At 40.1% G+C, this 22,477-nt stretch carries 18 protein-coding genes and 1 riboswitch; of the genes, 8 read left to right on the top strand and 10 right to left on the bottom strand.

From position 1 onward, the window contains the following. Nucleotide 1: 1 nt before the first annotated feature. From B879_RS11480 to B879_RS11460, 5 genes are all read right to left on the bottom strand, one after another. Complete coding sequence (locus tag B879_RS11480; protein ID WP_009185350.1) at nucleotides 2-631, bottom strand: hypothetical protein; 630 nt, start codon at nucleotides 629-631, stop codon at nucleotides 2-4. A gap of 15 nt (nucleotides 632-646) precedes the next feature. Next, nucleotides 647-2,017, bottom strand: a complete 1,371-nt coding sequence (locus tag B879_RS11475) for a pyridoxal-phosphate dependent enzyme (protein ID WP_009185349.1) — start codon at nucleotides 2,015-2,017, stop codon at nucleotides 647-649. 149 nt (nucleotides 2,018-2,166) lie between these two features. Beyond that, a complete protein-coding gene (locus tag B879_RS11470; protein WP_009185348.1) occupies nucleotides 2,167-3,039 on the bottom strand; it encodes an ROK family protein in 873 nt (290 codons plus the stop codon). A gap of 86 nt (nucleotides 3,040-3,125) precedes the next feature. Continuing rightward, nucleotides 3,126-5,453, bottom strand: a complete 2,328-nt coding sequence (locus tag B879_RS11465; protein ID WP_009185347.1) for a PIG-L family deacetylase — start codon at nucleotides 5,451-5,453, stop codon at nucleotides 3,126-3,128. Nucleotides 5,454-5,550: 97 nt separating this feature from the next. Continuing rightward, nucleotides 5,551-6,891, bottom strand: coding sequence for a DUF294 nucleotidyltransferase-like domain-containing protein (locus B879_RS11460; RefSeq protein ID WP_238542124.1), 1,341 nt, complete (start codon nucleotides 6,889-6,891; stop codon nucleotides 5,551-5,553). 169 nt (nucleotides 6,892-7,060) lie between these two features. Between B879_RS11460 and gnd the strand changes: the two genes are divergently transcribed. Together gnd and B879_RS11450 are read left to right on the top strand one after the other, a co-directional pair. Further along, the gene (gnd, locus tag B879_RS11455) at nucleotides 7,061-8,983 is read left to right on the top strand and encodes an NADP-dependent phosphogluconate dehydrogenase (protein ID WP_009185345.1); all 1,923 of its coding nucleotides are present in this window, start codon (nucleotides 7,061-7,063) and stop codon (nucleotides 8,981-8,983) included. Next, nucleotides 8,980-10,356 (top strand): amidohydrolase family protein, encoded by a 1,377-nt coding sequence (locus B879_RS11450; protein WP_009185344.1) that lies wholly within the window; start codon nucleotides 8,980-8,982, stop codon nucleotides 10,354-10,356. Before gnd ends, B879_RS11450 begins: the two co-directional genes overlap by 4 nt. 45 nt (nucleotides 10,357-10,401) lie before the next feature. On the opposite strand, the gene B879_RS11445 is transcribed toward B879_RS11450, so the two are convergent. After that, nucleotides 10,402-10,596, bottom strand: a complete 195-nt coding sequence (locus tag B879_RS11445) for a cold-shock protein (protein ID WP_009185343.1) — start codon at nucleotides 10,594-10,596, stop codon at nucleotides 10,402-10,404. A gap of 89 nt (nucleotides 10,597-10,685) precedes the next feature. On the opposite strand from B879_RS11445, the gene B879_RS11440 reads away from it, so the two are divergent. Continuing rightward, entirely contained in the window at nucleotides 10,686-11,177 is a 492-nt protein-coding gene (locus tag B879_RS11440; protein WP_009185342.1) for a SixA phosphatase family protein, read from the top strand. A gap of 350 nt (nucleotides 11,178-11,527) precedes the next feature. Here B879_RS11440 and B879_RS11435 read toward each other — a convergent pair whose 3' ends face one another. Genes B879_RS11435 through B879_RS11420 form a run of 4 tightly spaced genes read right to left on the bottom strand, consistent with a single transcriptional unit; the run spans nucleotide 11,528 to nucleotide 16,047 of the window. Further along, nucleotides 11,528-12,265 carry an SDR family NAD(P)-dependent oxidoreductase gene (locus tag B879_RS11435; protein WP_009185341.1) on the bottom strand — a complete coding sequence of 246 codons (738 nt, stop codon included), beginning with the start codon at nucleotides 12,263-12,265 and terminating at the stop codon, nucleotides 11,528-11,530. Nucleotides 12,266-12,320: 55 nt separating this feature from the next. Further along, entirely contained in the window at nucleotides 12,321-13,034 is a 714-nt protein-coding gene (locus B879_RS11430; protein ID WP_009185340.1) for a Dph6-related ATP pyrophosphatase, read from the bottom strand. Between the two features lie 20 nt (nucleotides 13,035-13,054). Then, on the bottom strand, nucleotides 13,055-14,119 hold the full coding sequence (locus tag B879_RS11425; RefSeq protein ID WP_009185339.1) for a YncE family protein: 1,065 nt from the start codon (nucleotides 14,117-14,119) through the stop codon (nucleotides 13,055-13,057). Beyond that, complete coding sequence (locus tag B879_RS11420; protein ID WP_009185338.1) at nucleotides 14,116-16,047, bottom strand: TonB-dependent receptor; 1,932 nt, start codon at nucleotides 16,045-16,047, stop codon at nucleotides 14,116-14,118. Before B879_RS11420 ends, B879_RS11425 begins: the two co-directional genes overlap by 4 nt. A 166-nt stretch (nucleotides 16,048-16,213) precedes the next feature. Next, a riboswitch (cobalamin riboswitch) is annotated at nucleotides 16,214-16,427 on the bottom strand. A 53-nt stretch (nucleotides 16,428-16,480) separates the two neighbouring features. Here B879_RS11420 and B879_RS11415 point away from each other — a divergent pair. The 5 genes from B879_RS11415 to B879_RS11395 all read left to right on the top strand — a co-directional run bounded on the left by B879_RS11415 (nucleotide 16,481) and on the right by B879_RS11395 (nucleotide 22,429). Then, the gene (locus tag B879_RS11415; protein ID WP_009185337.1) at nucleotides 16,481-17,635 is read left to right on the top strand and encodes an ABC transporter substrate-binding protein; all 1,155 of its coding nucleotides are present in this window, start codon (nucleotides 16,481-16,483) and stop codon (nucleotides 17,633-17,635) included. Beyond that, entirely contained in the window at nucleotides 17,625-18,656 is a 1,032-nt protein-coding gene (locus tag B879_RS11410) for an iron chelate uptake ABC transporter family permease subunit (RefSeq protein ID WP_009185336.1), read from the top strand. The genes B879_RS11415 and B879_RS11410 overlap by 11 nt, the downstream gene beginning before the upstream one ends. Then, nucleotides 18,656-19,669, top strand: coding sequence for an ABC transporter ATP-binding protein (locus tag B879_RS11405; protein WP_009185335.1), 1,014 nt, complete (start codon nucleotides 18,656-18,658; stop codon nucleotides 19,667-19,669). The genes B879_RS11410 and B879_RS11405 overlap by 1 nt, the downstream gene beginning before the upstream one ends. Nucleotides 19,670-19,783: 114 nt before the next feature. Then, a complete protein-coding gene (locus tag B879_RS11400) occupies nucleotides 19,784-21,355 on the top strand; it encodes a LuxR family transcriptional regulator (protein WP_009185334.1) in 1,572 nt (523 codons plus the stop codon). Between the two features lie 102 nt (nucleotides 21,356-21,457). Beyond that, a complete protein-coding gene (locus tag B879_RS11395) occupies nucleotides 21,458-22,429 on the top strand; it encodes a c-type cytochrome (protein WP_009185333.1) in 972 nt (323 codons plus the stop codon). Nucleotides 22,430-22,477 lie beyond the last annotated feature (48 nt).

Here is a 22,477-nt window from a genome sequence, read left to right as displayed (position 1 = left end):
CTTACTCGGCAAATATATCCCGGGTTAAATCCTCAAACAAAATGTATGTGGCATAAAATGTCACAGGCAAACTTACTGTCAACCCGATAAACAGGGTGAGTACTCCTATCACGTTGAAGAGTAATAAAACCAGTGAAAACAAAAAAAACTTCCACCACCTAACGGTAATCAGTTTTCTACTTTCTTCCAAGGCTGTCCAGAAATCAAAGCCACCAAAGATGGCCATCAACACGGAAAAACTATAAGCAACCGCCAAATAAATACCGGGAATAACAAAGGCGAAAATACCCAAGGCAGTAATTAACTGACCAATTAGCCATATGGTTATTACAGCCCAAGCTACGCTGAAACCTTTAAAAAAATCCGGATAAACAACGGCTTGGTTTTGGCTAATTTTATTGGCTACAAAATAAAACCCGGTAAACAAGGGAGGTGCTAGTAACAAAGCATATAAAAAAGTCCACTCTGGCAAATACATAGCAAACATAAACTGAATCGTAATGATCAGCAAGGTATAAGCAATGCTGAGAAGCGGTTGGACCAAAAACATCCGAAATCCTCTCTCGAGGATACTATTGATGTCAAAATCATATCCCTTAGCCCTTAAGCCAGCTAATTTATCTTTACTCATATGGCATCAGACTTTTTAGAGCTTGGTAATCGCTTCCAAAATATCATGCTTGGTAATGATATGGATCTGATGCTGATCATCTCTCACCAGCACTGCTTTTTCTTTGTCTACCATTGAGGAGAGCACATCCAAAGTACTGTCCAAAGCAACGAATTTCATAGAGTCTTCCATTACATCCGAAACCGATGCATCCTTCAATGCAGGATTATCTATAATTTTACTGAGTATTTTATTGTCTGTAATACTTCCTATCACTTGCCCCTCTTCCATGACAGGGATTTGCGAAACACTCTTACTGTTCATCAAGAAAATGGCGTCTTTTACTTTGTCAGACTTTTGCGAAACCACCAATTCATAATTGCCATTTCTAGAGGCAATAATATCCCTAGCTGTCCCATAAGCTTTGTCCTCAAGAAAGCCATGATTTCTCATCCAATCATCATTATAAATTTTACCTAGATATCGCGTACCATGATCAGGGAGAATGATTACCATCCGGTCTCCCTCTTTAAGATTGGCTTTGGCATATTCCAAGGCGCCATGAACAGCAGCCCCACATGACCAACCTACAAAAAGGCCTTCCTCCCTTGAAAGTCTCCTTGTCATGACCGCTGCATCTTTATCAGTTACTTTGATGAAATGATCAATCATGTCAAAATCTACATTCTTTGGAAGAATATCTTCGCCAATCCCTTCAGTCAAGTAGGGATAGATTTCATCTTCATCGAAAACTCCTGTTTCTTTATACTTTTTAAAAACCGAACCATATGTATCGATGCCCACTGTGACGATGCCAGGATTTTTTTCTTTAAGAAATTTGGCTGTCCCACACATTGACCCTCCAGTACCAACACCTGCAGCATAATGTGTGATTTTCCCTTCTGTATCTTCCCAGATTTCCGGGCCTGTAGTTTCATAATGAGCCTGAGCATTAGATAGGTTATCGTATTGATTGGGGTAAAATGAATTAGGAATATCTTGATTAAGCTTCTTTGCTACAGAATAATAAGATCTAGGGTCTTCTGGGGCTACATTGGTGGGGCAAACGATCACCTCTGCGCCTACTGCTTTAAGAATATCTATTTTTTCTTTAGACTGTTTATCAGCCATCGTGAAAATACATTTATATCCTTTAGCAATGGCTGCCAAAGCCAGCCCCATACCGGTATTTCCTGAAGTTCCTTCAATGATGGTCCCACCAGGCTTTAAAATCCCTTCCTTTTCTGCATCTTCTACCATCTTAACTGCCATTCGGTCTTTCATGGAATTTCCTGGGTTGAAGTATTCAACCTTTACCAAGATATCACCCTTTATCCCCTTATTGATTTTGTTTAATCGAATCATAGGGGTATTTCCGATCGTCTCAATGATAGAATTGTAAATCATAACTTTCTTAGCTCTAATAAAGGTGCAATTTACAAATAAATTGCTGCAGAGACGAAACCTAATCCCGAAATCCAAATAATATTTTGAGAAATAATAGAAAAATTAAGCCTGATTAGACATGTGAAATAAAATCTTAATCAGGCATTTTTTTAAACTGTCTTGACGGCAACATAGAATTCGTCCACCAAAGCCACTGCACCATGAATGGCTGTTTCATCTAAATCTGAAATGAGGATGTTTAAATTGGAACTCACAGAAGGATATTTAAACTGCGAGATACTGGCCAACATACTTTCTTTGAAAAAAGGATAAGCCTTTCGGATAGATCCTCCCAAAACAATTGCCTGAGGTGCCAGTACATAAAGAACATTTTTTATGAGTTCACCTAAATGGAATCCAAATTCTTCAAAAGCTTTAATGGCTATTGAGTCGCCTTGCAGGGCTTTTTTGTACAATGACTTTGGCTTTTTACCATATTTTCTGATGAAGAATTTACTACTGCAATAATACTCAAAATCTTTTTCCAAATAAGGTACAGAACACCACTCTCCTGCAGCACAATGATGTCCACAATAGAGATGACCATTCATGATAATACCCGTTCCCACGCCTGTTCCCAAAGTAATCCCCACTACATGATTGTATATCTGAGCAGCCCCAAATTTATACTCGCCTAACGTAAAACAATTTGCATCGTTATTAATAAAAACAGGCTTGTTAAATTTTTCTTGCAAAAAGTCTTTCAAATGTACTTTGGTAAAAGACGGAATGTTGGCCAAATTAAGCACTATTCCTTTCTCTGTATCAATCAATCCAGGAATCCCTACTCCAATGGCCGAAAAATCATAAACCAAATAATTGGATATAAAGTCAACAATGGTTTCTAAAATACACTCCTGGCTTTCTAAAGAGGGCGTATCGATGCTTCTGATATCCTCCAACTTACCATGAACCAGTACACCTGCCTTCATGGTAGTTCCTCCAATATCAAGACCCAAAATGGTTTGAGAGGTTGTGAGCATTTCGCTTATGGTTAATAGGTTTATAGAAAAGTAAAGAAGAAAGAAACAAACCTTCCTTCCTTACCAAGCATTCAAAATTGAATTTTTTACAACATTCCCTCAATTGATTTTTCAAGCTCTCTTGCATGTGCCAAAAACTCCTCCACGTTCATATCCTTAAAGAATATCAAACCATGGCTTGATCTTACTTTGGCGGTATCATGAAGGTAGAAATAGTTTTTACCTAGAAGTAATTGTATGTCATTCAATTGACTCACCCAAACCCTCTTTGCCACTGTACTGAATTTACCATTATGGGAATAACTGGGGAATGAGGCATTGACTTGACTAAGGTAACAGTTTGCAAAAGAATCCTCCATGACGGACATGTCCCCTAATGAAACAGGGACTATAACATTGGCCTCATGAGGCTCAAATTTAAACCAGACATTTCGATAACCAATAATCCTTAATTCGCTTAAGTCCTTTTCCTCTCCCCACTGCCTTACCGCTTCGGCGGTTGCCTGTAATACTTTATAATGTGTATCAGGCCCTGAGCCTTCCGGATCCAAGGTCAAGGAGATTTTTGTTGGGTTGACCCTTCGAAACATGTCAACAATTGGTTCGACATCCCTTTTCTTATCTGGCTGCTCGGTAAATATATCCCCGGTGTAGAAACCAAGTCTTAAGTGATGAACATTTTTGACCTGTACGCCAAAATGCGCCCATACAAGCTCTTCCTCAAACTCCCTAATCATCCCCTTCAGCTTCTGAATTTTCGAGGGATTCTTTTCTCCATCATAGCTGTTTCTCAAAATACTGATGACATCATTGATGGTCTCTCTTAATTTTTGCTTATTCTTTACTTCAAAAATTTCCACCAAGGCCCTTACTACCCTGTGGCACAAGCCTCTCATTCTGCCTTCTGTATCCTCAGCAGCAACTTTCGTCAGGTAATGGTAAACGTCTTTATCCGTTTTGAGTTTATAGCCTATTTCAAAAAAATCATCATAATGCACCATCTGAATTTGACCTTCATCCAGCAATTTTTTTGTATGAAGCAATGTATCAATCACAAAAGTATTTGTAACTGCAGTAAAGCCAGATGTCAGTACTGAAAAATGTGCTTCATTGGTATTCTCCTGCAACTGATTGGTGATATGGGGCAAAATACCAAGAGAAATATCATCATGATGAGGGCCCGTATGTAATATGACCTCATTTTTCTCCTTTGATGTGCCCTTATTGATTTTTTCAACAGTGCTCTGCATTACCTGATTAACCGTGTCTTCGGAAAGGTTAGGAATTAGCGAGGTATATTTGTCATTTTTAAGATCTTCAAGCTTTAGTCTATGCCCATATTTCCCTAATTTCTTGCAAAGCTCAATGACAGAACGCTCCGTTTTTTCCCAAGTCCACTCACCGGCTTTATAATAATTGTCCACAGAATCGGTCAAACGTACTGCTGCACCTTTGGTAAGGTAAAACCTGCCATTTTTCAATTTCTGAAGTGCCGTTGCAGGGTATACGTTACTCAAGTTACTTTCCAATGAATCTTTTACAATCTGTGCCTTGGCCTCACCTGCTGCTATAATGATCGCAACTCCTTCTTTGTTATATGTAATTGTTTCCAAACCTATTGTAATAACCAATCGGTTAGCGGAAACCTCAATGCCTCCTAGATCACCTGCAGCTACTGCCTGCGTTTCAAAATTGGTCTCTGTCAATCGGGTGGGAGAAAAAAGGTGGGACCCTCTAGTATTGAAAGCTATATGACCATCTGGACCAATACCTCCCAGGAAAAAACCAATACCACCCAAATCCCTGATACGCTGCTCATATTCAGCACACCACTGATCTATTAGATAAATTGATTCCTGTTGCATTTTCTCGAGAGGATTTAGGGGATCCCTAAACCTTAATGATAAATCCACTTTAAGATCAGGGAAAATTTCTTTGTAATGCTTGCCTCCAGCCAATGGAATTTCATCTGAATTGATTAAGATGGCTTTTTCCTTACTAAGTCCGAAACCCTCTAAATAAAATTTATTGACGTAGTGGAAAAAACTATTGTTTTGTTTGGATGAAATCGGGTAAAATTCATCAATCTGTACAAAGGTAAGTTCACTAAGCACTGGCTTTTTGGTCTTTCCCAAATTATACTTTTCCCTGATTTCCTTCCCCCTTTTACTCTCCCAGTTTTCCAATAAATATTGACTCCACTTGATGAAGTATTCAGGGGTCTTTCCTGTAGGCAAACTGATTACCCCCTGAGGGTTTTCCGCAGCCCACTCCAGAAATCTACATGCTGTAATCAACCCTAGTTTAGGAAAGTTATCAACAGTAAGATAAGGGATTTTAGAATTGATAGAAGTAATTCCAGACTCAGCCTGAAAGGCTTTTTCAACATCAGAAAGGGGATAGTTGCTGAGCATAGTTGCGCGTTTTGGTTTTATTTTTTACAAAATAAAAAAACTTTGTGTAAAAATCATACACTTTTATAAATTTTTTATAAAAGATAAATTTGATTAATTAAAATATATTTTTTGTGAATTCAATTTTAATCTTAAGCTGAAACTCCTTAATTACTTTAAATATTTCTAGCAAAGTTACAACCTGAACTTTTGTAAGCTGATTGATTGCAACATAATTGACTGGTCTTTGACCCTTTTCAATGATTTGAAGTGCCTGCTTTTCTAACCTTAATGACATGAGGTAATAGTAGGCATGTGAGAGTTCTTTGGTTTCTTTTTCTGAAAATATGCCCAGATCCCGTAAAGCTTCCATTCGTTTTCCTGTATTGGTTTCAAAAATCCTATGCTTCAATGCAAAAGCCCTGGTTAAATCTACTATTGGGGTCATGGCTTTTTTTATATTGAAATGCTCTTCTCCGTCAATTTTAAAAGTTTTGATGTTGCGTTTAAAAAAAGTCAACGGAGGCTCGTATTGAAGGGCGTTCCACCCTAAATTCATAAAGAATTTCTCTGTTGGATTCAAGAGTTGCTGCCCCATAAACAACTTTAGCTCTTCCCACAAATCATAATCCCCAAAAATAGCCCTACAATCAAAAAATGTAGCATATTTCATCATGGTCTCAGTAGTAGATTGCTGAATCCAATTTTCATAATTTCTTTTCCAGTGGGAAAGCGAGTGGGTCCATTTTGGGTTTTTGGCCATAAAGTCCCCTTTGCAAAAATCAATGCCTATGTCATTTAATTCGGTGGATACCTTTTCCGCAAACTCAAGAAAATAAGCACGGACAAGTTCTCTTTTTTCATTGGCTTTATCCTCATAGATGATGGCGTTGTCCTGGTCTGTCTTTAAAGTCTGCTCTCCCCTTCCTTCTGAACCCAAAACAATAAATACAAAATTTGCCGGTGCTTGCCCCATTTGATCAAACTGAATTTCTATTACCCGCTGTGTAATCGTATCGGTCACAGCCGAAACAATTTGATTGATAATGGAGGCACGGATACCCTTTTCCACCAATTGGTGTACCATCAATGGCACTATACGCCATTTTTGCTTTAACTCCTCCACATCCAATGCCTGCTTTAAAGATTGTATAAAAATAAAAGGGCCTTGATACTGCTCTGTTAAAATCTTATTTCTACTGATCCAACCAACAAAATGGTTGTCCTCTTTCACCAACAGGTACCTGATTTTGGCTTGAAACATCTGTAGCAGTGCCTCGTATAAAAGTGCGTTTTTTTCAATATGAAAAATACCCGTATCCATGATTTCCCTGACTGCAATACCAGGCTTGAGGTTTTTTGCCAAGACGCGGTCTCTGAGTATAATATCAGTAACAAAGCCTTCAATTTCACCCTCTGAACCTCCTATAAAGGCACAGGAAACCTTTTCTTTTGCCATTAAAGCCGCTACTTGAAATACCGTACTTTGACCGTTGCAAATCAGTAGGCCCCGATAATGTAAGTCTCCAACTTTTTTTGAGTAAAAATGAGCTGATTCAATTCCTATTTGGGGATCCATAACCATAAAGATAGCAAGGTGAAAATAATTAATTTTCTTAACTTAGAACATGATATTTATCGTAACAGGTGTTTCAGGAAGTGGTAAAACTACCATTGGCACGCTCCTTTCAGAAAAAACCCATCTGCCTTTTTTTGATGCAGATGACTTTCACCCTGGTAAAAATGTGGAAAAAATGTCCCAGGGTATCCCCCTCAGTGACCATGACCGAATACCTTGGCTCGAGCATTTGGCGGAAAAAATACAAGACTGGGAGAGAGGTGGAGGTGCTGTCTTGGCATGCTCCGCATTGAAGGAAAGTTACAGGCAAATCCTTCAATCCATTCCTGAAATTTACTGGATACATCTTCAGGGAGAGCGGTTGATCCTGGAAGAAAGATTGAAAAAGCGAAAAAATCACTACATGCCACCCGGACTCCTTGACTCTCAATTAGAAACCTGGGAACAGCCGGCATATGGGCTTCATTTGGACATCAACAATAGCCCAGAGGAGATGGCAAAAATAATATTTGACTATATGCATACCACTCAAGCACCCTCACATATTGGCATAATCGGCATGGGGGTAATGGGGAAAAGTCTTGCTTTGAATTTTGTTGAGAAAGGCATTCCTGTAGCCGTCTACAATAGACATGTGCCTGGAAAGGAAGAGCATGTCGCAAGTGACTTCGCCAGTTCCAACAAAGGATTTCCATTACTTAAAGGCTTTGATAAGCTGGATGATTTCTTAGCTGATATTAAAAGTCCAAAAAAAATCCTATTGATGATTCCGGCAGGGAAGTCCATTGACCAGCAAATCGATCAATTGTTGCCATTTTTAAAAGAAGGGGATATCCTTATAGATGGTGGCAATTCATTCTATGAAGATTCTAACAAAAGAGTTCAAGAACTTACTGAAAAAGGCATTGCTTTTCTACCTATGGGTGTTTCAGGTGGTGAAGAAGGGGCGAGAAAAGGCCCTTCGCTGATGCCTGGAGGCCATCAAAAAGCATATAAAATGCTGCATCCTTATTTTCAAAAAATTGCTGCTAAAGATGCCCAAGGTAAAGCTTGCGTTACTTATGTGGGACCTGATGGAGCAGGTCATTTTGTTAAAATGGTGCACAATAGCATTGAATATGCCGAGATGCAAGTTATCGCAGAAACGGTACATCTACTCCGTTTTGGATTAAAGCTGAGTCCTCAGGACGCCGCAAAGGTATTGAAAGGTTGGCTATCCAGTGGACTGAGAAGCTTCTTGTTGGAAATTACAATCGACATACTTGAAACTAAAGAAAATGATGAATTCTTATTGGATCTTATTCTAGATCAAGCCAAACAAAAAGGTACTGGAACTTGGTCTATCTCTACTGCCCTTAAATTTCAAATTCCCTATAGTGCACTCTTTGAGGCTGTGACTGCGCGACAATTATCAGCTAATAAATCAGATAGGACAAGGTTTGCAAAGTTATATAATCACCGCTTTGGGGCTTTTGCTGAAGACAAAGTACTGCTATTAGACCATCTAAAAAATGCTTATGCACTTTCCAGAATCATCAATCACGAAACAGGATTTCATTTGATGCAGGAAGTGTCAAAAGCTTTGGATTGGGAATTAAATTTTTCAGAAATTGCCAGAGTCTGGACCAATGGCTGTATCATTCGTTCCAGTTTGATGGAAGAGTTGGCTACACTTTTCAAAAATAGCCCAAGTATTATAGAGGATCGAGCCATGATGGGAAAAATCAAAGAATGGAAACCGGACCTTGCCTACATGGTTGGTTTGGGCTTACAGCATGATTTCCCATTACCTTCCATGTCTGCCGGGTTGAATTACTTATTAGGCCGGATTACCGAAAACTCCTCAGCAAATCTTATTCAGGCCCAAAGAGACTATTTCGGCGCCCATACATATATCCGAAAAGATGATCCTCAAGAACTTCCTGTTCATACAGATTGGCTTTCTTTGAAAAATAAATCCCGCACCATATGAGAACATTCAACACGATGATATCCCTTACAATTTTGGTGTTTTTCCTGTCCACAGGGTTGAAAGCCCAAGAACTACTGGTGAAAAATGTCCATATCCTCACCTTGGATGATACATCGGTAAAAAAAGATCAAACCATACATATCAAGGATGGTCTGATCATTGATTTCTATCCAAAAAGCAATATTCCTGTTGGATTGAGAGAACTCGTATCTATTGATGGTATGGGTGGCTATGTTTTCCCAGGACTCGCAGAGATGCATTCCCATATACCTACAACGGATACCAATGATTTTTCCTACATCGAAGATGTGATGTGGCTTTATTTAGCCAATGGGATCTTGAATGTAAGGGGAATGATAGGCCACCCATCTCATTTGGAATTAAAGAAGAGAATCGAAATAGGTGAAATAACTGGCCCAAGAATCTTTGCAGCCGGCCCATCTCTTAACGGTTCGTCTGTTGAATCACCGGAAATAGGTGCTAAAATGGTCAAGGAACAACATCAAGCGGGATTTGACCACTTGAAGCTCCATCCTGGATTGGATATGCCCCGTTTCCTCGCCATAGCCAATACTGCCAAAGAGGTAGGGATTAAATTTGGAGGGCATGTTTCCCTTGATGTAGGGCTTGAAAATTCCCTAAATAATGGATACCATTCTGTAGAACATATTGATGGCTATATTGAGGCTCTCATTGTCGACAAATCACGTTTAGACCCACAAATTGCAGGTCCTTTCAGCATGCTTTTAGTACAAGAAGCAGACTTAAGCAAACTTCCTCAATTGGTTCAACTTACCCTAGATACAAAAGCTTGGATAGCCCCGACACTTACGTTATTTGAAAGATTTTTCGGATATATACCTGCCGATGAATTCAGATTGGAAGAGGATATGAAATACATGCCGGGAATTCAGGTACAACAATGGGTAAATCAGAAAAAATTATTGGAAAACCAAGGTGTACTTAAAGAAGAAAATGTCAAACCATACCTTGAATTCCGACAGATGCTATTAAAAACGCTATATGATGCAGATGTACCAATCCTATTGAGTTCTGACTCTCCTCAGGTATTCAATGTGCCGGGTTTTTCTATTCATAATGAAATTAAATCCATGCACGATGCTGGAATGAGACCCTTGGATATTTTGAGATCCGGTTCGAGAAATGTTGCACGCTATTTTGACCAGGAGGGTGATTTTGGAGTTCTTGAAAAAAATGCATCAGCAGATTTTGTCCTACTCAGAGGAAATCCCTTGGAAGATTTAAATCAATTGAGAAACATAAGTGGTGTAATGCTACGTGGTCAATGGATAAATCAAGAAAAACTTCAGTCCGAATTGAACCGGATCGAGAAAAAGAATATAAGAAAATAAAAAAGCCCACTCAAGGGCCTTTTTTAATAACCTGAATAAATACTATTACTGTAACTTTTTAACATTTATAGCATTTGGGCCTTTTTTCCCATCCTTTACTTCATAGGTTACTTTGTCATTCTGGGCTACTTTGTCTACTAAGCCAGTGGCATGGACAAAAACATCGCTTTGTGACTCGTCATCAACTATAAATCCGAATCCCTTGGCATCATTGTAGAATTTAACTGTTCCGGTAAGCATGATAAATATTAGAATTATGTGGTTAAATGTATTTTAAATGTAAATATACTTCCTTAAAAAACAAAAAATAATTTTGTTAAATTGCTAAAATGAAGAAGCTAGTGATAATCAGACATGCCAAATCCTCCTGGGATGATCCTTTTTTGAATGATCATGTGAGACCTTTAGCAGAAAGGGGCTACCGTGATGCTCCTCGAATGGCCCAAAGATTGAAAAAGAAAGAAATTTACCCGGATGCCATGCTTTCATCAGATGCAGAACGCGCTAAAAGTACCGCTCTTATTACCGCTGAGAACCTCCACTTCCCAAAAAATAATATAGCGTTTACAGAAAAGCTTTATCATGCTTCAGTGAACAGTATTCTCAATGAGGTCAAAAAAACAAAGAAAGCTATCGATACATTGTTTATTTTTGGACACAACCCTGGATTCAACGAGCTGATCCATCATCTGGGAGGAGCAATAGACAACCTGCCCACTTCAGGACAGTTTGGCTTCAAATTGGACATTGAAAACTGGTCAGAAATCAGCCCCAAAAAAGCTAAGGTCTGGTTCTTTGATTATCCCAAAAAAATCGGATAAACATTTAAAATTTGTTATTTACAGAAAGGCAATGACGTCACTTGATCCGTCATCCTGAGTTTTTAACATTTTGGAAAAAATACAGAAAGGGTAATGACAAAATTACGCGTCATGCTGAGTTTTTAAAATTTGGCATTTACAGAAAGGTAATGACATTCCCCACCCTCATCCTGAATCCGAGGAACAGCCTGTCCCGCTAAGCGGGAAGGATGAAGGATCCCCCATATTTTGGGAGACCCTTCCTTCGTCAGGGTGACGGGCGTGAAGTTCTGTCAATGGTAGCGGACCTTAACTGTTCGGCAGCGCAACATTTATTTTTTTAAATCTTTAATTTGTAACAGCTATGAAAATCAATATTCCCTTACATCCTGCAAAACTGCAGGAAATTTATTGGGCTTATCCATCAATTCAATAAGTTTTGAAGCAGAATACTCCGGCGTACTGAGTTGTTGGTTTTCCTTTAGGCCTACAAATTTATCCAATAAGGAAAACGCTTTCTTGTCAGCCGCACGAATATCAGACTGCATAGCCGTATCTACCACCCCAGGTGCCACAGAAAATACCCTTATTCCGGTTTCATCCAACTCCGCCTCAAGAGCTGCTGCTTCGCTCAGCATATTAATGGCCGCTTTGGAAGAAGAATAGCAGGCCCATCCATCAACGGCTTTCTTTGCCGCTCCAGAACTTATATTTATGATAAGCCTCTGCTTATCTTTTTGATCCCCATATTTTTTGATAAAGGCATTCATCAATAGGGTGGGCGCAATGGTATTCAGGACAAAAGTCTTATATATACTTTCCGGTGACATCTTCCCCAAATGCTCAATCTCCCCTATCCATCCCGCATTGTTGACCAGGACCACTTTCCAAAAGTCCCCCTCCGGAAATATTCCATTGATATGGTCCAAAATTTCCTGAAAATTGGAAAGGTCTATGGTTATGGCTTGGAACCTAGGATGAGGCAACGCTTCTTGGGATCTGGCTACTCCGATAACCTGATTATCCGGATTCTCCAGAAGTTGTTGTACCAAGGCTTGTCCTATCCCTTTACTTGAACCGGTTACGATATATAAGGCATTATTTGACATCTTTCTGCGATTTAACCATTAGATTTTGACAATAAAGAAGAGGCACTACTAAATGCTAATCTATCAGCTTAATGTTTTTAAACCAAAATTGTTTGCTGTGTATCTTACCTTTATTATCCTTAAAAGAATAACTTTTCTTCAAGGTATCACCCATTTCAATGGGTACTTTTTCTGAAAAAATGGGGCCATCAAAACAAAAAGTATGGAACTCCCCATGTTCTCCACAGGGATCTACAGAAGGGGGCAAAGCGTCTAGAAATTCTTTATCCAATACCTTTCCCAACCAGCCTTCACCGACCTTATCGGCGTCTGCTGCACAGATCGCTGTCATAAACCCCAATTGGATGAATTCATTGATCAATTGAAGCGTATTTCTTCCCCAAAGCGGGAAAACAGGCTGAACACCTGCTTTCTCCAATTGCTTTTCCCTATACTGCTTGAGGTCCTCCAAGAAGATGTCTCCGTAGGCAAGATGAAAAATCCCTTCAAGCTTAAGCTGTTCTAAATATTCTGCCATGGCTTTTTCATAAGCCTGATTGTCCCCACTCGCTGGATAATAAATACTATACAAAGGAAGACCGAGCAGACTTGCCTGTTTTTGAATCAAAGATTCATCGATACCATGCAGTCCCACCCTTTTTGTCTCTTCACCAAATGTGGTGTGCAGACGAACAACTTGATAGCCACGAGTCATATTCAGGTGGTACAGGGCATAGGCTGAATCTTTTCCCCCCAACCAGGCCAATGAAATAGGAATTATCCGTTTCATCTGTTACTATGGTTTAAACCTTAATTGAATTTAAAACCTGAAGGCCCCCGTCCCGCTACAAAGGTTTTTTGCTGTTGACCTTCCTTATTTAGAATTATCACTGTGCCATTACCTTGGAAACCATTATTATCCGTCACATAAATTTCTCCCCGATCTTTATGGAAACCGATCCCATAAAGCCCAGAACCAGTAAAAACAGAGGCATTCAATACCTGTCCGTTACTGAGGCTTACCCTAGCAATGGCATCATTATAATCCGGCCAACCCGTTGAAGTTATGATCAACATTTCACCATTACCCATCAGGGCAAAATTAGAAGTTGATAATGGTAAGTTAACAGTGACTGTTCCTATAACTTCTACACTGGACTTATTGATTTCATGGAAAAACACATTTTCGCCATCTCTAGCAAACAAATATAGCCTCCCTTCTGCCTCAAAAAACCCAGTTGGCCTTCCTGCTACTTCCAATGACTTGGTTTTTTCATCGGTATTCAGGGAAATCACATCCAGTTTCTGACCTGCAGTGCAGGCAACCAATAGCTGATTTCCAACCATAAACATGCCTTCCGGTCTACTGGATACCGGGATTTTTTGGCTGATTTCACCTCCATTAAGGCTTTCTACAACTGCTATGTAAGAGTCTGGGCTATTGAAATTGGCATCATAAGGCCCCCAATCTGAAATGTATAATTTCTCATTGGCTGCAACTATGGACCGACTGATATCCAATCCCGAACTTACAGCTCCCATACTGGCAAAATCCCTAGGATCCACGATCTCTACTTTTCCTGTATTGGCAACCAGATACAACCTACCTTCTGCTGCAACCATATCTTGTAATAGCCCTGCGAAGGGTCTTCCATTCTTGCTTTCAAAAATATTTGCCTTGATTTCACCTGAGGAAGGATCATAATGAAACACCTCACCATCATTGGCACCAAAAGCTCCTTCATTCATAATCAATACCCCTTTTTCAAATTCTCCTAATGGAATTGGTGGATTATCGTCCATACAGGCGCTGATAAAAAACAGTAACAAGAATACCATTCCAAATTTCCCGAAGAGTTGCTTTAATCTGTTCATAGTCTGATTTGTATATTTAATTGATAATTTCTTCCCGGCATGGCCCTAAGGCGTAACACTTCGTAAGAAGTATTAAAAACATTATTTATCTGAAAGCCCAGCCTCCCTTGAATTGCACCTAACTCCCACTCTCCCATCCTAAGGCCCCAATCCCAAAGGGCATAGTCAGGCAATTGGGATATATTGTCCGTGGTGACAAATCTGGACCCGGTGAAGTGATAGTTGATATAGCTTTGAAACAGTCCACGGCTTACACCTAAAAGTGATTGAAATTTATGGATGGGTGTATAGGGCAGTTGCATGCCAATACTCCTATCATTTTCAGAGGTATTGGTCTGATTGATTGCCCTTACCCAGTTGTAATTTCCCTGGATTTCTAAACCCCAACTACCCATTTTATAAATGGCATCTAAAGTATATTCCAATCCTTTATTATGAACCTCTCTTATATTTTCGGGAGACCAAAAATTCCCTCTTGGCAACCATATGATCCAATTGTCCACCCACATCCGGTAATGAGTGAGTTGTTGGTTGACCTGAAGATTTTCCATTCTGAATAAATGAGAGAAGCCCAACTCAGCACTCCAGGAAGACTCCGGCAATAAATCCCTATTTCCTCCCGGTTCCCAGAACCTGTCATTTAAAGTGGGGATTTTGAAGCTCCTGGCACCATTTACTTGTAGTTTCAATTCATTTTTGGATTGGGAAAAAATCTTCCACTCAGCCCCTAGACTTGGGGTAAAGGGTGCAAATGTCCCATCATAAATAAATTGACGAAGGTTAATAGAAACATTAAGGTCCTCCCTCAAATGTAAATTGGTATTTTGATAAAGCTCTATTCTATTTTCCTCCGCTGCGTAGGAACTTAATCTACCTTGGACATGGGTATAGCGTATTCCTGATTTGCTTGAGATAACAGGACTGATACTCCAGTCCAAATCCCCGATTAGAAAGAACTGGCTTGTACTGTTTTCGCTGGCATTAAAGTTCAATTGATCCTTGACCAATCCGGTTTTAAAATTCCAGGTTTTATTTTCCTTAAAATTGAAATAATCCAAGACCCAACGCAGGTTCCTGTCCTCCTGCAAATCTTGGGTATTGGAACCCATGACCGGCTGAATTTGCCTTTCGGTTTGATTGTACCAAAAGGAGCTACTTATCAACTGATTCGGCTTAATTTGAAAGGCCAGATCTTGGGAGAATCCTTCCTGTTGGAAAGCTGCATGTTCTTGTCTTTCCAGAGGGGTACCTGGTCTGGATAAATTCCGGAATGGAAAATCATTTTCGGCTATATTTCTGTAAGCCCTTGTCCGCAAAGAAATTTTATCATTAGAAAAGGTATATTGAAGCTCCTGGTTCCACCTTCCAAAACTACCGAAGTTGCTATCCGTCTGAAGCGAGTGCCCCCGCCCAAACTTCAGTTTGGAATTCAGATGAACCGCACCACCGATAGCATCCGTTCCGTACAAAGCGCCTCCACTCCCAAAGTGCAATTGCACTTCATCAAATGCCCCTACCGGCAAAATGGAAAAATCTGTTTGCCCCAAAGAGGGACTGTTGATGGGCAGTCCATTCCAAAAAACCGCATTATGACCGGCAGAAGTCCCCCTTATGGCAAGTGAGGCCAACATGCCAGGACCATATTGCCTCAAAAAAAGCCCTGTGCGCTGCTGTAACAATTCAGACAGACCCAAACCCTGAAAGTCCCTTAGATCTTCCTGATTGATGGTTTTCACCTGTTGCCCATAGGTATACTTATCCAAAGATGGAGAAAATACCTCCACCACTTCCAATCCTACTGTATCTCCTATTGCCTGCTCATCAAGCAATACTGAAGACGCAAGAAATCGACTTACAGCCTTTTCGCTAAAAGCTGCCTGCGAATCCAAGGAATTGAAACCCAGAACTAGATAAAACAACCAAACCATCAATGCCTTTCGAATTAAATGAAGTGAAACACTTATTTAATCCAAAGCCACATCGTGTAAATCATTGAGATAGAATGAAATGAATGCGCTTGCTTTCTTGATGAAAATACAGCAAAGAAAGTAGTCATATCAGTAGATTTTACCTCAGCCTTTCACCCGAAAGCTTTGAATATGGAGAAAAATGGCAGGTCTCCTGGCTTCCCTGGACTTACCGGCCTTCTCACACCGATCAATCGGAGCAATGGCTTAGCGGATGGCAAGTCACTAACCTGCAGTGCAGGATGGGGTTACAGTTGCGGGGACAGCTCCGGTTTTACACCGGATTCCCTTTTAATCCCGAGCTTCAAAAAGGTTCGGGAACCGTTTTCCTTTTGCAAACATATTAAAATTAATCTAACTGACTATCTTTGAGACTAAAATTTAAATCCTCAACATGAGTGGCTTACTATCAAAGACTATCCTTTTAATTATCTTTTCTATTTCCTTTCTTCTTTTTTCCTGCCATGCTCCACCAGGGAAATTGGATGTTGATCTGGAAGAAATCCCTATGGAATTTGCCAAGGGATTCAAGGTTTTTCAGGGCAATGGATACAAACTGATCGAAGTTTCGCAGGCCTTCCCCGGAAGCCATGAACCCTTTAGATATTTGATTAAAGAGGATAAAGAGAGTGATAAACCGCAAGGAAAGTTTGACGCAGTCATTACTTTGCCTGTAGAAAAGGTTATACTTACTTCCACCACCCATATCCCGCATCTGGAGTACCTGGATCAATCAGAACTATTGGTGGGCTTCCCTAACCTCGACTTGATTTCTTCGGAAAAGGTACGTGACTTAATTGCCCAAAATAGGATAAAGGATTTGGGCAGAGGGGCCCAAACCAATTTTGAATTGGCCGTGGACCTAGAGCCAGACTTGATCATGATTTCAACCTTAGGAGAAGACTTGAGAAGTTTGGAATTGTTCAAACAGGCGGGGATTGCCGCTCCGATTAATGGGGAATATTTGGAACAACACCCATTGGGCAGGGCAGAATGGGTCAAATTTACAGGTACATTGTTAGGGAAATGGGAAAAGGCAAACAGCATTTTTGAAGCAATAAAAATGGCCTATCTTAACGCTTCTGAACTTATTCAAGATGGGGAAAACATCAAACCAACAGTAATATCGGGGATCATGTACAATGACATTTGGTATGCTCCTGGGGCGGAAAGTTGGGGTGCTCAATTATTAGAGGCGGCTGGTGGAGATTATATTTTTAAGACCCAACCAGGCACAGGAAGTCTTCAGTTGAGTTATGAATACGTACTTGAAAAAGCCCAAGACGCAAGCATTTGGATTGGCGCTGCAGACCATAAAACACTATTTGATATGGGACAGGCTGATCCTAGGTATCAATATTTCAAAGCTTTTCAGGAAGGCAAGGTATATACTTACACACTCAAGAAAGGGGCGACAGGTGGTATTGAGTATTTCGAACTGGGTTATCTACGCCCTGATCTGATCTTGCAGGACTTGATCAAAATTCTTTATCCGGAGCAATTGCCCAATTATAGTCTTTATTTTTACACCCGATTGGATGAAAAATAATCCCCCATACCTGCTTTTCCTTTTGGGCCTGCTGCTTTGTTTGCTGCTCTTTGTACTGAACCTTTCCATAGGTTCGGTGCAAATCCCATTTTCGGAAATTGCAGGTAGGCTGATAGGAAAACCGCTTCCAAAAACCTCATGGGAAACGATCCTGATAGAATATCGCCTTCCCAAGGCATTGACCGCTATCTTGGCAGGGGTCAGTTTATCGGTAAGTGGTTTACAAATGCAGACTTTTTTTAGAAATCCATTGGCTGGCCCATATGTGTTGGGCATCAGTTCAGGTGCAGGTTTGGGTGTTGCCATCTTGTTGATGGCAAGTTCCGCTTTTGGTTGGGCCATTTATCAGGGAGGCTTGGGCATATGGTCCATCATTCTGGCTGCCAGTTTGGGGGGTATTTTGGTACTTCTCCTCATCAGCTTAACCGCCTGGAAGGTAAAAGACAGCATGACCCTACTGATTGTCGGCCTAATGTTTGGTTCTGCAGTTTCGGCATTGATTTCTGTGTTGGCTTACTTTTCTGAGGCAGAGCAATTGAAATTATTTACCATTTGGTCCATGGGCAGTCTGGGAGGCACTTCCTATGCTCAATTGACCGGCTTCTCTATTGCTTCGCTCATTGGGATTATTCCTGTACTATATAGGGTGAAATCCTACAATGCCATGTTAATGGGAGAAGCTTATGCAGAAAGCATGGGCATTAATATCTCAGGTTTACGCTGGGCAATGATCATCAGCACGGGAATTTTGGCTGGAAGTGCAACAGCTTTTTGTGGCCCAATTGCTTTTGTTGGAATTGCAGTACCCCATATGGCCAGATTGATATTCAAAACGGCAGACCACAAAGTTCTACTTCCAGGGTCTGCATTGGTGGGGGCGATTATATTGCTACTTTGCGATGCCATCAGCCAACTCCCGGGATCTGCACAGACCTTGCCCATCAATGCGGTAACTACCCTTATCGGGGCGCCTATGGTGATATGGTTGATTTTACGTAGAAATTTTTCCAAAGAATTCTGATGGCAAGTAATCCAATCATATTGACCGCGTCCAACCTGAACTTAGGCTACCTAAAGGGAAAACAGGTCAATACCATTGCCGAAAATCTTGATTTTGCATTGGAAAAAGGAAAACTTACCTGTCTACTGGGGCCCAATGGGGTCGGAAAATCCACCTTGATCAAAACCATCATGGGTCAGTTGCCACCTCTTCATGGGCAGATTTACTTGGAAGGCAAGCCCATTCAGCAATACGGTCTGCGGGAAATTTCCAAGAAAATCGCAATAGTGCTCACAGACAAGATCCGATTGGGCTCAATTAGCGTCAGACAATTGGTGGAGCTTGGGCGCATCCCACATACCAGCTGGTTGGGAAAATTAGCGCCTGAAGATCAAAATAAGGTGGACAATGCCATTAAAGCAACAAATATTCTGTATTTGGCCGATCGACCCCTTACTGAATTGAGTGACGGACAATTGCAAAAAGTAATGATTGCCAGGGCCTTGGCACAGGATGGAGAAATTTTATTATTGGACGAGCCTACCGCCCATTTGGATCTGGTAAACCGCTTGGAAATCATGCACCTGTTAAAAAGTATCGCCCGTGAAGAAAACAAGGCCATTTTGATCACCACCCATGACTTGGAAATAGCCATAGAAACTGCAGATGAATTCTGGCTGATGCCATGTGGCAGCCCATTGGTTTCCGGTTTACCTGAGGATTTGATTATTCAGCAAAACTTAGACCTCTTACTCCCATCCCATCAACTTTATTTTGACCGGGATTCCGGAAAAATCAAAAGGAAAGTTGAAATTTTAAAAATCAACATTGATGGCCCTGCTTCAATCAAAAAATGGCTTGAACTGGCCTTAATAAAAAACCATATCACTACATTACCTGAAGACCAAAATTTAATTTTGAAAGAGAACCCCTTTGAGTTGATTTTTAAGGATGGGAAAAATGAAACCAAATTCCACCAAATTAAAGCACTTATTGATTTTTTAAAGAAAGGAAACGCGGCCGAAAAAAACTAACAAAAGCTTTATTTACTCCATATTTTTCAGTATTTTTTTCTCTATAAACAAATTAAACCGAAATAAAAGTTTTGAAAATCTGATTTTACTTCATTATTAAATCAATAAATAACCATGGAAAAGGTTGATTTGTCCAGAAATATTAAAAATCAAAAGTCCTATTTTTCAAGATTTTTCTATCTATTGACATTTACAAGTCTGATAACCTTTAGATTATCCGCTCAAAATGAAATCCCTCAATTACTCGATGATTTAAAAAAAAGTAAAAGGGATACTCAAATGGTTTGGATTTATAGGGACTTGGCTTTTTACTATCTGGATAAAAATTTGGATTCCGCCCTATACTTCAGCGAATTGGGAATACAGCTTTCCAAAGAGCTGGGATTTCCCAGCGGGGAAATTTGGACGCTTTACCAAAAAGCACTTGCAGAAGAATTTATGGACAATTTTGAGGCATCCGTAAGCTCACTTCAGGCTGCTTATGAAATTTCCTTTGCAATTCAGGATAGTTTAAGTATGTCCAAATTAATCAACGCATTAGGAGTAGCCCATTACTATCAAAGCAGACTAAAAGAGGCCATAGCTTATTATCAAGATGCCTTTACACTTTCGGAAAAAATAAATTATCAGGAAGGAATTGCACAAAGTCTCAATAACCTCGGCGTCATCCACAGACAAAGAAGAAATTTTAAAAGGGCGTTGGACATCTATCAACAATCCCTAGAAATAAAGATGGCAAATAAAGATACCATAGGCATCATTAACTCCAAATATAACTTAGGCTTACTCCATTCTTACACCTATGATTATGATAAAAGTCTTCAGGAATTTTCTGATGCTGAAAAATTATTACAAAACACCAAGCAGGAACACAATCTTGCAGAGGTAAAAATAGGCCAAGGCGTTGCCTACTACAATTTAGATAGATACGAGGATGCCAAAACCTTCCTGAATGATGGGTTAAAAAAGCTAAAACCTTCTAATGTCTTCGAAAAAATATCCGCCTTGACCTATTTAGGTATGATAGAATTGCGTTCCGGTGCTCCGGAAATAGGCATGCAAAAACTGCTTGAGGCTTATGAAATGGTTAAAGAAACCGAAAGGTTAGAGCTTCAAAGACAGGTAAATAGGGAAATGGCAACTGCCTATGAATTACTCAATCAGCCCTCCCAATCGGTTGCCTATTGGAAGGCTTATAACAGTATCAATGACAGCATCAATAATGAACAGCGCCAATGGGCGATTGAAGAAATGCAGGCAAGATTTGAGACGATTGAAAAAGACAAAATCATCCAAATGCAGGAATTACAATTGGCTAAAGAAAAGTCTCAAAAAAGCCGATTCATTTTTCTGATTATCTTTCTTGTCATGGCCTCTTTGGGTACAGTTTATTACTTTTTTAAATTCAGAAAAAAGGAAAAACTCAGCCCTGTTTTGGTTCAGCCAGAAATCATCCGGCCCAGCTTAGAGCTGGATTTCAAAAAAATTAATACCAAACTATTGAGTCCACTCACCAATAGAGAAAGTGAGATTGTAAGACTTGTGGAAGAAGGACTCACCAATAGTGAAATAGCTGCCAGACTTTTTGTGAGTGAAAACACAGTAAAGACCCATTTAAAAAACGTGTTTTCCAAGACCAATGCACTGAACAGAACCGATTTGATTCATAAGTTAAGAAGCTTCTGATTTTTTGGTCAGCTTTTAAAATCACCCAAATGGGTGATTCATTTGAAAGCAGGTTTACGGAAATTGGATCCCACATTCAAAACCAACAAACCCGTCGACATTATGAAAAAGTTTTTAAAAATTCTGGCTTATGCTGTCAGTGTATTGTTCATCGTAATCATTGCAGCGGTTTCTTACATCAGTTTTGCCCTACCCAATGTGGGACCTGCTCCTGAAGATCTCAAAGTAGAAATTACCCCTGAGAAAGTCGAGCATGGAAAATATCTGGCTTACCATGTGATGATGTGTGTAGATTGTCATTCAGTGAGGGACTACAGCCTATTCTCTGGTCCACCAGTTCCGGGAACAGAAATTTCAGGTGGTGAAAGATTTGATCAGACCATGGGTTTCCCAGGTGTATTTATCTCCCCAAATATTACTCCTTATGGTGTCGGTGATTGGACCGATGGAGAATTGTTTCGTCTTATCACAACAGGGGTAAGGAAAGACGGAAGCCCAATTTTCCCAGTCATGCCGTATCATAGTTATGGCTTGATTGATCCTGAAGATGTGGAAGCTGTCATTGCCTTTTTGAGAACATTAGACCCCATAGAAACCAATCATCCCAAATCAAAAGCGGATTTCCCCTTCAATTTGATTTTAAGGACCATGCCAGCCAAAGCTTCTTTTACCAAAAAACCTGACCCTAATGATCAAGTGGCCTATGGAGGCTATCTGGTCAATGCTTCTGCCTGTGCAGATTGCCACACGGCATTTGAAAATGGAAGTTATGTTGGTGAAAAATTGGCCGGAGGTAGGTCTTTTGAATTTCCTGATGGAATACTGACAACTCCCAATCTCACCCCCCATCCTAGTGGGATTGGAAACTGGACTTCTGAAATGTTTGTGCAAAGATTCAAAATGTATGGAGAGCATTATGTGCCGGAAAAAGTGGGTCCAGGTGAATTCCAAACCATCATGCCTTGGGTAATGTATGCCGGCATGAAAGAACGTGATCTGGAGGCCATTTTTGCCTATTTAAAGTCTTTACCTCCCGTGGAGAATTATGTGGAAAAATTCAAGCCTAATATTTGAAATACGAAGAGACAGTCTTCGTGACTGTCTCTTGGTTCTTGCTACTTT

This window comes from Cecembia lonarensis LW9, from assembly GCF_000298295.1.
Lineage (GTDB): Bacteria > Bacteroidota > Bacteroidia > Cytophagales > Cyclobacteriaceae > Cecembia > Cecembia lonarensis.
The sequence above is the reverse complement of the archived record's forward strand: the minus strand, read 5'-3'. Positions and strand labels throughout refer to the sequence as shown.